11 protein-coding genes are annotated in these 14,096 nt (G+C 70.0%); 3 read left to right on the forward strand and 8 right to left on the reverse strand.

The window, feature by feature from the left end:
• The first annotated feature begins 67 nt into the window (after positions 1-67).
• The 3 genes from ACFOM9_RS02390 to ACFOM9_RS02400 all read left to right on the forward strand — a co-directional run bounded on the left by ACFOM9_RS02390 (position 68) and on the right by ACFOM9_RS02400 (position 2,720).
• Positions 68-772, forward strand: coding sequence for a response regulator transcription factor (locus ACFOM9_RS02390; RefSeq protein ID WP_386705825.1), 705 nt, complete (start codon positions 68-70; stop codon positions 770-772).
• Positions 769-2,115 (forward strand): sensor histidine kinase, encoded by a 1,347-nt coding sequence (locus ACFOM9_RS02395; protein WP_386705827.1) that lies wholly within the window; start codon positions 769-771, stop codon positions 2,113-2,115. The genes ACFOM9_RS02390 and ACFOM9_RS02395 overlap by 4 nt, the downstream gene beginning before the upstream one ends.
• A 155-nt stretch (positions 2,116-2,270) precedes the next feature.
• Positions 2,271-2,720 (forward strand): DnrO protein, encoded by a 450-nt coding sequence (locus tag ACFOM9_RS02400; RefSeq protein WP_386705829.1) that lies wholly within the window; start codon positions 2,271-2,273, stop codon positions 2,718-2,720.
• On the opposite strand, the gene ACFOM9_RS02405 is transcribed toward ACFOM9_RS02400, so the two are convergent.
• From ACFOM9_RS02405 to hemN, 8 genes are all read right to left on the reverse strand, one after another.
• On the reverse strand, positions 2,721-4,259 hold the full coding sequence (locus tag ACFOM9_RS02405; protein ID WP_449284259.1) for a UbiD family decarboxylase: 1,539 nt from the start codon (positions 4,257-4,259) through the stop codon (positions 2,721-2,723).
• A 127-nt stretch (positions 4,260-4,386) separates the two neighbouring features.
• Complete coding sequence (locus ACFOM9_RS02410) at positions 4,387-5,478, reverse strand: PLP-dependent cysteine synthase family protein (RefSeq protein ID WP_386705830.1); 1,092 nt, start codon at positions 5,476-5,478, stop codon at positions 4,387-4,389.
• Positions 5,475-7,445 (reverse strand): pyridoxal phosphate-dependent decarboxylase family protein, encoded by a 1,971-nt coding sequence (locus tag ACFOM9_RS02415; RefSeq protein ID WP_386705832.1) that lies wholly within the window; start codon positions 7,443-7,445, stop codon positions 5,475-5,477. The genes ACFOM9_RS02410 and ACFOM9_RS02415 overlap by 4 nt, the downstream gene beginning before the upstream one ends.
• Positions 7,429-7,830, reverse strand: a complete 402-nt coding sequence (locus ACFOM9_RS02420) for a SirB2 family protein (RefSeq protein WP_386705834.1) — start codon at positions 7,828-7,830, stop codon at positions 7,429-7,431. The genes ACFOM9_RS02415 and ACFOM9_RS02420 overlap by 17 nt, the downstream gene beginning before the upstream one ends.
• 16 nt (positions 7,831-7,846) lie before the next feature.
• Positions 7,847-9,079 carry an NnrS family protein gene (locus ACFOM9_RS02425; protein WP_386705835.1) on the reverse strand — a complete coding sequence of 411 codons (1,233 nt, stop codon included), beginning with the start codon at positions 9,077-9,079 and terminating at the stop codon, positions 7,847-7,849.
• Between the two features lie 131 nt (positions 9,080-9,210).
• Complete coding sequence (locus ACFOM9_RS02430) at positions 9,211-11,535, reverse strand: nitric-oxide reductase large subunit (protein ID WP_386705837.1); 2,325 nt, start codon at positions 11,533-11,535, stop codon at positions 9,211-9,213.
• A gap of 138 nt (positions 11,536-11,673) precedes the next feature.
• A complete protein-coding gene (locus tag ACFOM9_RS02435; RefSeq protein WP_386705839.1) occupies positions 11,674-12,426 on the reverse strand; it encodes a helix-turn-helix domain-containing protein in 753 nt (250 codons plus the stop codon).
• A gap of 19 nt (positions 12,427-12,445) precedes the next feature.
• On the reverse strand, positions 12,446-13,846 hold the full coding sequence (gene hemN / locus ACFOM9_RS02440; protein WP_386705841.1) for an oxygen-independent coproporphyrinogen III oxidase: 1,401 nt from the start codon (positions 13,844-13,846) through the stop codon (positions 12,446-12,448).
• Between the last annotated feature and the right edge of the window lie 250 nt (positions 13,847-14,096).

Here is a 14,096-nt window from a genome sequence, read left to right on the forward strand (position 1 = left end):
CGGAGTCTTGCCGGGGCAGTTGCCCCAGATCAAGGTCGGGCTCTCCCGGCCGGCCTAAGTTGCATCCATGCGATTGCTTCTCGCCGAAGACGACCGCGCGCTGGGCCGCGCCCTGGCGGACGGCCTGCGCCACCTCGGCCACGCGGTGGACTGGGTGGAGGATGGCCTGCATGCGCTGCATGCCTTCGACAGTGCGCCGTACGCCGCGGCCATCCTCGACTGGAACCTGCCGCGCATGACGGGCGTGGATGTCGTGCGCGCCCTGCGGCGTCGCGGCGATGCCACCCCGGTGCTGCTGTTGACCGCGCGCGATGCGCTGGACGACCGCGTCGCCGGCCTGGACTGCGGCGCGGACGACTACGTGGTCAAACCGGTGCACCTTGAAGAACTGGCTGCACGCGTACGCGCGCTGCTGCGGCGTTCGGGCGGTGACGCCGGGCCCGTGCAGCGCATCGGCGACCTCGAGCTGGACCCGTCTGCGCGCACCGCTCGCATGGGCGGGAGCCCGCTGGAGCTGTCGCCGCGCGAGTACGCCCTGCTTGAGTCGCTGGCCGCGCGACCCGGGCGCGCCCTCTCGTGCGCGCAGCTGGAGGAAGCGGTGTACGGCTGGGGCGAGGAACTGGCGAGCAACGCCGTCGAGGTCCACGTGCACCACCTGCGTCGCAAGCTGGGCCCGGGTTGGGTGCGCACCCTGCGCGGCGTCGGCTATGCGCTGTTCCCGCCGGATCCGCCACCGCTGCACGCAACCGGAGACGAGGGGGCCCCGCGATGAGGCGCCCTTCGCTGCAGCAGCGATTGCTGTGGTTCGTCGGCCTGCCGGTGGTGGCGCTGTGGTTGGGCGCGGGCCTGTGGCTGGCGCAGGGCGCCCGCCACGAAACCGCCGAGATGTTCGACCGCGAACTGGAGCGCACCGCCGCCAGCGTGCTGGCGGTGATCGCCTCGATGCCCGATGCCGCTTTCGCGCGGAACGCGATCGCGGAAAGCGAAAGGCGCGAGGGCGACGAAGGTCCCCGCCCGGAGATCGTGGTGCGCGACCGCAGCGGTCGCGTGCTGCTCGACGCCTCCAGCCTGCCGCCACTCCACATCGATGATCCCGAAGCGCACTTCCACAGCCTGCGCCATGCCGGCGAACGCTGGCGCGTGTACCAGCGTTGGGATGCCGCGCATCGGCACTGGATCCAGGTGGCCGCGCCGCTGCACGACCGCGACGAACTGCTGTCCGCACTGGTGCGCGGCACGCTCACGCCACTGCTCGCACTGATTGCGCTGTTGCCCGTGGCGACGTGGCTGGGCCTGCGGGGCGGCCTGTCGGCGCTGCGGTCGGTGTCGCGCGCGATCGATGCGCAGCCCGCGCACCCGCCCACGCTGACCCGCGACGACGTGCCCGGCGAGCTGGTGCAGCTCACCCGCGCGGTGGACGCCCTGGTGGGCAACCTGGATGCGGCCCTCGAGCGCGAGCGCCGCTTTACCGCCGATGCGGCCCATGAGCTGCGCCATCCGCTTGCGGTCCTGCAGATGGAACTCGACCTCGCCGGCAAGGCGGGCGACGCCTCGAGCGGCAAGCAGCATCTGCGGCGTGCGCGCGAGGGCCTGCAGCGAATGGAGCGGCTGGTCACGCAGTTGCTGACCCTGGCGCGCGTGGAATCGCTGGACGCGGTGCCGGACGCCGCCATCGTGTCGCTGGCCGAGGTGGCCCGCCGCACCGTGGCCGACGCCAGCGAGCACGCACAACCGCGTGGCGTGCAGCTGTCGCTGTTGGCGGCGGACGATGCGTCGGTGCGCGGCAGCGCCGGCCTGCTCGGCATCGCCATCCATAACCTGGTGGAAAACGCCATCGCCCATGGTCGAGCGCCGGGGCGCGTGGACGTCGGCCTGCACGCGCTTGGCGACCACGTCGAGTTGGTGGTGGACGATGACGGTCCCGGCTTTCCCGACGATCTGGCGCGGCGGCTGGGCGAGCGTTTCATGCGCAGCGGCGGCAGTGGCAGTGGCCTGGGCCTGTCGATCGTGCACGCCATCGCCGCGTTGCATGGCGGGTCGATGGCAGCCGACCGCTCGCCATTGGGCGGCGCGCGGGTGGTGATGCGGTTGCCGTTGCAGGAACGTCCGGGGTGAGCGGACCGCTGCACCGGTGCGTTGACCTGGGTCATGGGCCCTGCCCGCGGACCATGGCACGGTATCCACAGGCGTGGGCAGCACGCTCACCCGCAATCCGGAGGTTCCAGATGTTGTCACGCATTCCCCGTCGCACCCTCGTTGCAGCCTTGGCCATGAGCGCCGCGGCGGCAGTGTCCGCGTCGCCGGCGATGGCGCAATCGGCCGCGCAGCACGACCATGCCGCGCACGCGGCGCATGCCGCCCACGACGCGCCGGCGCCGGCGCGGCGCTGGGCCACGGACGCGCCGCTGCGCGCTGGCATGCGCAGCCTGGCCGAGGCGACCGAGGCCCTGGACCACTACCAGATGGGCCACCTGGACGACACCCAGCGCGACAACGCGGTGGCTCGGATCGACGCCGCGATCCAGGACATGTTCACCAACTGCAAGCTCGCGCCGGAAGCGGATGCGGCGCTGCATGGCCTGCTGGCGAAGTTCATCCTCGGCGCCGACGCGGCGCGCGCGGGCAGGTTCACGAAGGCCGAACTGGGGCCGATGCAGGAATCGCTGGTGCAGTATCCGCAGCTGTTCGACGATCCGGACTGGGGCAAGCACGCCGACTGACTAGCCGGCCAGCCGCTGCCACAGCGCATCGACCCGGCGTTCCACCGCCGGGTCGAGCCGGATCGGCGTGCTCCACGTGCGTGAGGTTTCCGCGGGCCATTTGTTGGTCGCGTCCAGCCCCAGCTTGGATCCGAGGTTCGGGACTGGGCTGGAGAAATCGAGGTAGTCGACCGGGGTCTTGTCGATCAGCACGCTGTCGCGCACCGGGTCGACGCGGGTGGAGATCGCCCAGATCACCTGCGACCAGTCGCGCACGTCGATGTCATCGTCGGTGACGATCACGAACTTGGTGTAGGTGAACTGGCGCAGGTACGACCAGATCCCCATCATGATCCTGCGCGCGTGGCCGGGATACTGCTTGCGGATGGCGACCACCGCGATCCGGTACGAACACGCTTCCGGCGGCAGGTGGAAATCCACGATCTCCGGGAACACCTTGCGCAGCAGCGGCACGAACACGTCGTTGAGCGCCATCGCCATCACCGACGGTTCGTCGAACGGCGCGCGGCCCATGTAGCTGCCCTGGTAGATGGCGTCCTGGCGCAGGTGCATGCGCTGGATGGTCATCACCGGAAAATGGTCCTGCGCGTTGTAGTAGCCGGTGTGGTCGCCGAACGGGCCTTCCAGCGCGGTGTCGCCCGGCTCGATGAAGCCTTCCAGCAGGATCTCGCAGCCGGCTGGCGCGTCCAGCCCGGTCAGCCGGCTGGGCCACACGCGGGTGCGCTGGCCGCGCAGCAGGCCGGCGAATTCGTACTCGGACAGCGTGTCTGGAATCGGCGCCACCGCTGCCAGCACGGTGGCCGGGTCGGCGCCGATGGCCACCAGCACCGGGAAGGGTTGGCCGGGGTGGGTGGCGGTCCAGTCGGCGAAGTCCAGCGCGCCGCCGCGGTGCGGCAACCAGCGCATGATGATCCGGTTCGGGCCGATCACCTGCTGGCGGTAGACCGCCACGTTCTGGCGCGGCTTGCGGGTGCCGCGGGTGACCACGAGGCCCAGGGTGACGAGCCTGGCCGCGTCGCCTGGCCAGCAGCGCTGGATCGGCAGGCGGGCAAGATCGATGTCGTCGCCTTCCAGTGTCTCGTGCAGGAATGCCGCATCGCGCATCTTCCGTGGCGCGACGTGCGCCAGTTGCGCCAGCTCCGGCCACGTGTCCAGCGCCGCGCGCAGGCTGGACGGCCAGCGCGGCTCCCTGATCGCCGCGAGCAGCTCGCCCAGTTCGCGCAGGCTGGCCAGGGGCCTGCCGGCCAGCGCCGCCTCGATGCGATCGCGATGGCCGTAGAGGTTGCCCAGGTAGGCGTGGTGGCTGCCGATGGGGTGCTCCATCAGCAGGGCCGATCCGCCGGCGCGCAGCGCGCGCAGGCAAAGCGAGGTGGACTCGAGTTCGGGATCGACCGGCGCGGCGACGCGGCGCAGCTGGCCGCTGGCCTCGAGCCGGGCAAGGAAGGCGCGCAGGTCGTGGTCGGCGATGGCGGCGGGTCCGGAAGTGGCGTGCGCGGCAGCATCACAGGCGCAGGCGGCGTCCGCCCTGACAGCGGTCAAGCGCGGCAGCGGGCGGTCGCGCACTGGGCGCAGTCGGCAATGCAGGCCCACGCCACGCCGGGGCCCCGGCTGCGGTTTCGCCGGGCTACTGCACCCGTGTACGGCCGACTGGCCGCGTCGCGTCGCATCAATCAGGCGCGGCTTCGCCGTCGACGATCGCTCGGAGGCGCTGGACCCACGGCGCCGGATCGATGCCGCTGCGCGACAGCCATTGCGGATCGAACAGGGTGCGGTCGTAGCGTTCGCCGCGGTCACACAGCAAGCTGACGATGCTGCCCTGCTCGCCCTGCGCGAGCATGGCTTCGGCCAGCTGCAGGCAGGCCACCAGGTTGGTGCCGGACGAACCGCCGTAGCGGCGGCCCAGGTGGTGTTCGAGCAGTTGCGCGCCGGCGATCGAGGCCGCGTCGGGCACCTCGACCACCTTGTCCACGACCTCGAACAGGAAGCCCGGCTCGGCGTTCGGCCGGCCGATGCCCTCGATGCAGGTCGAATGCGTGGCGTGCGCGCCGTGGTCGCGCGTCTGCCAGGCCCGCGCGAAGGCCATGCCGGTGGGCTCGGCCACGCACAGCCGCGTGCGCATGCCGCGATAGCGCAGGTAGCGTCCGATCGTGGCCGAGGTGCCGCCGGTGCCGGCCCCGCAGACGATCCAGGCCGGCTCGTGGAAGCGTTCGCGCTGCAGCTGGCCGATGATCGATTCGGCGATGTTGTTGTTGCCGCGCCAGTCGGTGGCGCGCTCGGCGAGACCGAACTGGTCGAGGAAGCAGGCCCCGCGCGCGGCGATTTCGCGGGCGCGCGCCTGCGGGCAGGCGTGCGGGCCGGTGAGTTCGCAGTGTCCGCCCAGCGCATGCACCGCCTCGATCTTGGCCGGCGCAGTCGAAGCCGGCATCACCGCGGTAAACGACAGTCCCAGCAGCCGTGCGAACCACGCCTCGGAGATGGCCGTGCTGCCCGACGAGGCATCCACCACCGGCTGCCCGGGCAGCAGCCTGCCATTGCATAGCGCGTACAGGAACAGCGAGCGCGCCAGCCGGTGCTTGAGGCTGCCGGTGGGATGCGAGGCCTCGTCCTTGAAGTAGAAGTCGATGCCCGGCAGGCCCGGGAACGCGGCGTGCAGCAGGTGCGTGTCCGCCGAGCGCGCCGCCTCGCGGTGCAGGCGGGCGATCGCGTCGACGGTCCACGCCCGGGCGTCGATGTCGCTGGGCGTCGACGATGCGTTCATGCCGCCTGTGCCGCCGCGAGTCGGTCGCGGATGCGATGGCCGAGGTGTTCGAGGTACAGCTCGATGTAGCTGATGCCGTTGGCGTGGTCGACCAGGTAGGGGTTCATCAGGGTGTGCCGGAGGATGACCAGCCGGTCGCTGTCGTTGGCATCGGGATCGAGCGTGGCCGGATCGATCCCGATCGAGGCGAGGATGCGGGCCATTTCCACGTCGCCGACCGCCTCGGGCCGCAGCGTGGTCATCGAACCGAAGAACTGCTTCACCTGCAGCGGCTGGCGCGGATCGGCGCGCAGTTCGTCGTGCAGCTGGCGCACGAACGCGTTGGCGACGCCGAGGTCGCGGTTGCCGGCCGGGTTGATGGCCAGGCAGACCAGGTTGCTGTCGGGCGCGAACGGAACCGCCACCCGCGCCACGCCCTCCAGCGCCGCCGCAAGGCGGTCGCTGCCGGCGTGGAACGATTCGGCGGCCAGTACGGTTTGCCGTGGCAGGCGGCCGAAGTGGGCGTGGTCGAGCGGCAGCACCTTGTGCGTGACGTACACCGCGGCCGCGGCGGCGCCGGACTTCGATCCCTCCGGCACGAACTGGCCCAGGCGCCGGTAGCGCGCGCTGTAGTCGTCGGCCCGGGTGTCGTGGAAGACGTAGTCGGCCGCCTCGGCCAGCAGCGCGACGGCGCGGTGGTCGCGGCAGACGAAGGCGCCGGCGCCGTAGGGCAGGTAGCCCAGTTTGTGCGGGTCGACCGTGACCGAATCGGTGCGGCCGAGCGCGGTGAATGCGGCGTGCACTTCCGGCAGCGGGAACCGCGCGAAGCCCTCGCCGACCTCGTCGATCGTCCGCAGGCTGCCGTCCTCGTTGCGGAACAGGGTGGCGAGGTAGCCGCCCCATGCGCCGTCGACGTGCACGCTGAAGCCGAGGCCGCGCGTGGTCCAGCGGTCGCGCGCGTCGACCACCGCGTCGACTGGATCGATCGTGCCGTATTCGGTGGTGCCGAGCACCGCGACCGTCATCAGCACCGGCTGCCGCTCGAGCTGGCAGCGCGCCAGCGTGTCCTCCAGTGCGTGGGGATCCAGGCGCATGCCGCGCTCGGGGAGGAGTTCGAGCTGGTCGCGCCCGAGTCCGAGCAGCTTCAGGCCCTTGCTCCAGGAATAGTGCGCCGTGATCGGGGCCAGCACCTTCGGCACCTTCAGCCCGGCGTGGCGGGCGAAGAATGCGACCAGTCCCAAGTGTTCGATCCGCTGCGCCTGCACCGCACGCACCCAGCGGCGCCGCTCGCGCGGCGGCTGCGCGGCGAGCCAGGCGTTGGCGCGCTCGAGCAGCTCGATGCCCGCGTCGGGACCGAGGTTGAACGCGCTCCAGTCGTCGGCGGGCAGGTCGATGTCGGGCACGCCGGCGGCGAGCAGCGCCACCGGAAACGCCTTCAGCGCCAGCGCCAGCCGCAGCGCCTGGTAGTTGGCGACGGTGCCGCCGGAGGTCAGGTGCCCGAACGCGCAGTCGGGCCGCGACGTGTCATCCGGGTAGCCGAGCATCCGCGCCAGCTGCAGGCCCGCCTTCACCTCCAGGTCGATGGTGACGGGGGCCGCGTCCTCGCTGACGTTGTTGGGGTTGTAGGGCAGGGTCAGGATCTGCGCCGCCAGTCCCGGCAGCAGCAGGTCGGACGCCATGTGGCCGATGTAGCGCGGGCTGTGGAAGGGCACCGACCGCTTGAGCGACGCCGAAAGCTGGTGCAGCTCGCGCCGCAGCCGCGCTTCGAAGGCCTGGTAGCCGGGCTGCCGCGCGGCATGGGTCGGGATTGCCGGCGGATCCTCGGGATGGAAGTTGCGGCGCCAGTAGACGTGGTCGCGCAGGAATTCGACGATCAGCCGTTCGAGCAGCGCGTCGTTCTCGCCGTAGGGGCCGAGGAACAGCGCATCGAGCCAGGAGCGGTCCGGGTCGGACGCTGCCAGCGCGATCGCATCAGGCGAACCAGGCATGGAGGAACCCCAGGGGTTGGTGCGCGCGCGCGATCGTGTAGATCATCGCGAAGGTGGCCAGCGCGGCGACGTAGCAGCCCACGCGCACGCCCCGCGTGCGTCCGCGCTTCATCGCCAGCACGCCGAGCACGACGTAGGCCACCACCAGCACCAGCTTGGTCGCCAGCCAGCCGTTGGCGAACACCGCGCCGGGCAGGATCGTCACCAGCATCAGCGCGGCGGTCAGCAGCGTGGTGTCGATGGTGTAGCTCAGGTAGCGCACCGGCGCGAAGTGCGGCCAGCGCGCGCCGGCGAGCGCGAATGCGCCGCGCAGCGCGAACAGACTGCCGCTGAGCATCACCGCGAAGATGTGGACGTGGCGGATCTGGGGATAGAACTCGATCATCGGCTTGCTCTCCGGTTCAGCCCGGCTTGCCGTCGGCGCGCGGCGCCAGGTAGATCCCCAGCGAGCGCAGCACCCAGGGTGCGAATGCCAGCAGCCAGCCCGCCGCGGCAGCGGCGTGCCAGGCCATGTGGTCGGGCACCAGTTCGGCTGCGATGCGCAGCACGCAGGTCAGCTGGATCACCACGAAGGCGAAGGTCGCCACGCCGCCGAACACGAGTGGCCGCCCGGAGTGGCCCTGGGTGACCCGCGTGACCATCGCCACCAGCAGTCCGCCGAAGAAGCCGATGAACAGCGCATGCGCCGGTGCGCGGCCGAGGATGAAGTCGCCGTTGATCGCGTAGACCGCGCTCTGGGCGATGAACAGCGCCAGCGCCACCGGCAGCCACGCGTAGCCCCAGAACAGCACCCGCAGCAGCAGCGGCACCGGCGCGCGCGGCCAGTTGCGCCATAGCCAGGCGCCGGACAGCGCGAGCAGCGGCGCGTCCGCGAGCCACAGCCACTGATAGCCGTGCACCAGCTCCAGCGCCAGGTGCGCCAGCACCAGCGGCCAGAACGCGCCCAGCAGCCACATCGGCCGCCATGGCTTGTAGCCTTTCACGGCATTGCCGGCGAAGAACGGGAACATCCGGTGCGCGACCGTGAAGTACACCGGCAGCAGCAGGCCGAACGTGCCGATCTTGATCGCCGCGAACATCAGCCGCGCGTCTTCCACGTGCAGGAACGCGGCGTAGGCCAGCAGCCCGACGAAGCCAAGGAACAGCGCTGCCGCGCACGACACCGCGTGCCAGGTCTTGCCGCCGTCGTGCCACACCATGCGCAGCAGGTACAGCAGCCCCGTGCCCCAGCCGACCAGGGTGAACACCGCGCCCAGGTGCACCAGGTGCGCCGGCCCCAGCGCACCGGCCAGGGTCAACAGCTGGCCGCCGAACAGCCCCAGCCCCACCGGCACGTAGTGCCAGCGGGTGAGATCTTCCTGCCCCATCCAGCGCGGGAATACGGTCAGCAGGAAGCCGAACATGAAAGGCGCCAGCACCTGGTACTGCATCACGATCGCGTGGATCCAGCCGCCGTAGACCCGCGGCTGCGGCAGCCCGAGCACCTGCCAGCGCGCTTCGACCAGCCATAGCGTCCACCAGGCCATGGCCAGCAGCACATTGGCTGCACCGATGAAGAAGAGCAGTCGATGCGGCGCGCGCGCCAGCATCGCCGGCGAGAGCGTCGCTGCAGAATCGGGAGGAGGGCTGGCCATGGGTCGCATTGTGCCGGGTGCGCGAAGCGGCGACCTTGATCCAGATCACCGCCCCTGAAAAGACGAAACGGGCCGCGACGCGGCCCGTTTCGGTATCTCCCGCGGGGACTTCTGCAGTCCCGTGCGGTCGTTCAGTCGCGTTCGGGTTCGCCCGTGAGCGCCACCTCGCGCGTGGGCGCGATCCACAGCCGCAGCACGAACCACGCCAGCGCCAACGCGCCGACGCTGAAGATCGTGTCGCCCGGCACCCGCATCCACACCAGCATCGCCACGATTGGCCGTTGCATGAACTCCGCCGAGCGCGCATAGGCGTAGCCGTGCTCGATCGCCGCCAGCAGCTGCATCGTGCCCAGCGGCAGCAGGGTCAGCACCGCCATCAGCGCCAGGCCGATGTTGAGGCACCAGAACGACACCTTCAGCGAACGCGTATCCCAGACCATCTGTCCGCGCAGGCCGCGCAGGCAGAACAGGACCAGCGCGATGCCGAGCATGCCGTACACGCCGAACAGCGCGGTGTGGCCGTGCAGCGGGGTCAGGTTGAGGCCCTGCATGTAGTACAGCGACAGCGGCGGATTGATCAGGAAGCCGAACAGCCCGGCGCCAACGAGGTTCCAGAACGACACCGCGATGAAGAACAGCACCGGCCAGCGGTAGCGCGCCATCCACGGGGTGGCCTTGCCGTGCTTCCAGGTCTCGTAGGCCTCGAAGCCGATGTAGGCCAGCGGCACCACTTCCAGCGCGCTGAAGCTCGCGCCCAGTGCCACCACCGCCGTCGGCGTGCCGACGAAGTACAGGTGGTGCAGGGTGCCGAGCACGCCGCCGGCCATGAACACGATCGTCGCGAACAGCACCGCGGCGGTGGCCGTGGACAGCCGGATCAGTCCCAGGCGGGTGAAGATCAGCGCCATCACCGCGGTCGCGAAGACCTCGAAGAAGCCTTCCACCCACAGGTGCACCAGCCACCAGCGCCAGTATTCGACCTCGGAGATGTGCGTGTGCTCGCCCCACATCAGCGCCGAGGCGAAGAACAGCCCGATGGCGGTGGTGGCCAGGAACAGCAGCCCGACGATGTGCCGCGTCTCGTTGGCCTTGTCGCGCAGCACCGGCCACAGCGCGCGGCCTACCAGCGCCACCCACAGCAGCAGGCCGATGAACAGGTACCACTGCCAGAAACGGCCCATGTCGGCGTACTCCCAGCCCTGGTGGCCGAACCAGAAGTTGTTCTCGAGCCCCAGCTTCTGCATCACCGCCAGCCATTGCCCGGCGAACGAGCCAACCACGATGACCAGCAGCGAGAAGAACAGGAAGTTCACCCCGAAACGCTGGAACTTCGGTTCATGCCCCGACAGCGCCGGGGCGATGTACAGGCCGGTGCCCAGCCACGCCACCGCGATCCACAGGACCGCCAGCTGCGTGTGCCAGGTGCGCGAAAGCGAGTAGGGCAGCACCTCGGACAGCGCGAAGCCGTATGCGTCCTGACCCTCGACCTGGTAATGCGCGGTGATCGCGCCGAGCAGGATCTGCGCCAGGAACAGCGCCAGCACCACCCAGAAGTACTTGGCCACCGCGCGCATCGACGGGGTGATGCGCAGCGTCGCGAATGGATCGCTGGCGGGAATCGGGTGCGGTCCCTCGGTCCGGTCGTGGGTGCGGGCGTGGTGCCAGCCCAGGATCGCGATGCCGGCGATCAGGAACAGCACGCTGAAGGCCGACCAGACCCAGAGCGGTGCGGCCGGGGTGTTGCCCACCAGCGGTTCGCTCGGCCAGTTGTTGGTGTAAGTGACCTGCTTGCTGACGACGCCGGCCTTGTCGGGCACCATCGCGTCGCCCGCTTCCTGCGGACGCTCGGTGGTCGCGGCCCAGGCGGTCCACCAGAAGAACGCCGTCAGGGCCTGCCGGTGTTCGGCGGTGTCCACGGTGCTCTGCTTCATCGCGTAGGCCTTGCGCAGGTCCAGCGTCGCCGGGTCGTTGCCGAACAGGCTGACGTAGTGCGCCGCCACGTTGGACATGGCGACTGCGCGGTCGCGCGACACGGTGATCGTGCCGGTGGCCGGATCGTAGGTGTTGGCCCGCATCATCTCCTGCAGGCGACCGCGCAGCGCGGCCTGTTCCTCGGCCGGAAGCTGCGCGTAGCTGGCCATGCCGCCGTCGCTGCGCGCCCAGATGTCGAGCACCGCGATCGCTTCGCGGTGCAGCCAGTCCGCGCTCCAGTCGGGCGCGACGTAACCCCCATGGCCCCAGATCGAACCCAGCTGCATGCCACCGATCGACTGCCAGACCTGGCGGCCCTTTTCGATGTCCGCGCGGGTGTACAGGACACTGCCGTCGTCTGCGACCACCTGTTCGGGCACCGGCGGCGCGGCGCGGAAGATCTCCGTGCCCGCCCACAGGAGCACGGCGAATGATGCGACGAGCAGCGTGGCGAGCGAGAGCCACAACTTGCGGTAATTGCCCATGAGGGTCTCCGGTTTTGACGGCGCATGGTGGTTTGCCCGGGACCGGACAGCCATGATCCAGGTCAAGCCGCCCAGTGGACTGCTCCGCGATCGTCGTCGATGCGGCGTTGCGGCGTCAAACCGCGACGGAACTGCGTCTCAGTGTCGCAAGACCGGCGCGGCGAGCGCTTCGAGCCGCTCGCGGCCAACCAGTTCGAGTTCGCGACGGTCGACTTGCAGCAGGCCGTCGTCCTGGAAGCGCTTGAGCACGCGGCTCACGGTTTCGGGTGCGAGCCGCAGGTAGTTGGCGATGTCGGTGCGCGGCATCGTCAGTGCGAACCTGCTCGGCGAGAAGCCGCGCGCGGCGAGGCGTTCGGACATGCCGATCAGAAATGCCGCCATGCGCTCGTCGGCGCTGAAGTCGCCGGCCAGCAGCGCGGCGCGGCCGATGCTGCGGCTCAGCAGCCGGAACAGGTGCTGCTGCAACCCGGGCAGGCGCGTGGCCAGCACCGAAATCTTGGGGAACGAGAACCGGCACAGCATCACCGTGTCCAGCGCGATCGCGTTGCACGGGTAGGTGTCGCCGTCGATCGCATCCAGGCCGATGACTTCGCCCGGGAAGTGGAAGCCCAGCACGTGCTCGCGCCCGTCGCGGTCGACCACGTAGGTCTTGACCGTGCCGGCGCGCACCGCGGCGATCGCCTCGAACGGGTCGCCGACGCGAAACACGTGGTCGCCCGCGTGCAGCGGCCCGACGTGCTCGACCAGCATGTGCAGGTCCTGCAGCGACGACTTGTCCATGCCCTGCGAAAGGCAGGCCTGGGAGAACGCGCAGGTCGAGCAGAACGTCAGCGCGTCGCCGTCGTCGGCGAGCACGCTGGGGCTCAGGCGCGGAAACGGGGTCTCGCTCACCCGCGAACCTTTCGCGCGGTCAGATGGCGCGGGAGAATCGCGGCGTGGCGCCGGCGGTGTCGGGAAGTGGCAGGTATCGGTCGAAGCACATGGCGATATTACGCAACAACAGCCGTCCTTGCGTGGTCGCGCTGATGCGGCCAGGCTCGATCCGGACCAGATCGTCGTCCTGCAGCGGTTTCAGTCGTGCGAGCGCATCGGCGAAGTAGGCGTGAAAATCGATGTCGTAGCGCCGTTCCAGCGCACCGACCGGGATTTCGGCCTGGCACATCAGCTGCTGGATCAGGTCCGCGCGCAGCAGGTCGTCCTCGTCCAGGCGCATGCCGCGGAACACCGGCAGCCGGCCCTCGTCGATGGCGATCTGCCAGCTCGGCAGGTCGCGCGGGTTCTGGCTGAAGCTGCCGCCGATGTGGCTGATCGCGCTGACGCCCAGGCCCACCAGGTCGCTGTCGGCGTGGGTGGTGTAGCCCATGAAGTTGCGGTGCAGGCCGCCGCGCGCCTGCGCCTGGGCAAGGTCGTCGTCGGGCAGGGCGAAGTGGTCCATGCCGATGTACATGTAGCCGGCGGCGGTGAGCTTCTCGATCGCCAGCTGCAGCAGGCCCAGCTTGGCCTGCGCCGAAGGCAGGTCTTCGGCCTGGATCTGCCGCTGCGCCTTGAACATTTCCGGCAGGTGCGCGTATCCGTACACCGCCAGGCGGTCGGGCCGCATGTCGAGCACGGTGTCGATCGTGCGCGCGAAGCCCTCGGGGTTCTGTTTCGGCAGGCCGTAGATCAGGTCGATGTTGACCGAGCGGAAGCCACCGGCGCGGCAGGCGTCGACCACCGCGCGGGTTTCGTCCACGGTCTGGATACGGTTGACCGCTTCCTGCACCGCCGGGTCGAAATCCTGCACCCCGAAGCTGGCGCGGTTGAAACCCATGTCGGCCATGCCGGCGATGTCGGCGGGCGAGACGAATCGCGGGTCGAGTTCGATGGAGATGTCGCGCGCCGGCGAATTGGAGAAGCGGAACTGGCTGGCCAGCGTCTCCATCAGCTCGCGCAGCTGCGCGCCGTCGAGGAAGTTGGGCGTGCCGCCGCCCAGGTGCACCTGGATCACTTCGCGGTCGCGGTCGAACAGCTGCGCCATCAGGCCGATTTCGCGATACAGGCGCGCAAGGTAAGTGCCGGCGCGCGACTTGTCGCGGGTGATGATGCGGTTGCAGCCGCAGTAGAAGCAGGGGCTCAGGCAGAACGGCACGTGCACGTACAGCGACAGCCGCCGCGGGATCGGGTCGCCGTTGCTGGCCAGCACCGCTTCGCGCAGCTCGGCCTCGCCGAACGCCGCGGCGAACTGCGGCGCGGTCGGGTAGGAGGTATAGCGCGGCCCGGGCCGGTCGTAGCGGCGGAGCAGGTCGGCGTCGAAGGTCGGGTTGGCGAGCATGTGGCGACAGTAGGCGCTGGCGCGGCGGCGCGCCTTGACCCGGATCAAACCCGGACGCGGTGGGCAGCGACAACTCCGGCGACCGCGCATTCAGGATTCAAGAATGCATCGCTCATCGTGGTTGCGGGTTCGCCAGCAACCGCGGGATGCAATCCTGCCGAGCGAAAAGCAACGGCGGCAGCGGAAACGGTGGCGTCCCGGACGACACGACCGTTGCGTCGCCGAGCATCATCTACTCGTGCATGGCCCG

It is taken from the genome of Luteimonas notoginsengisoli, from assembly GCF_042648885.1.
In the GTDB taxonomy this organism is placed as follows: domain Bacteria; phylum Pseudomonadota; class Gammaproteobacteria; order Xanthomonadales; family Xanthomonadaceae; genus Luteimonas; species Luteimonas notoginsengisoli.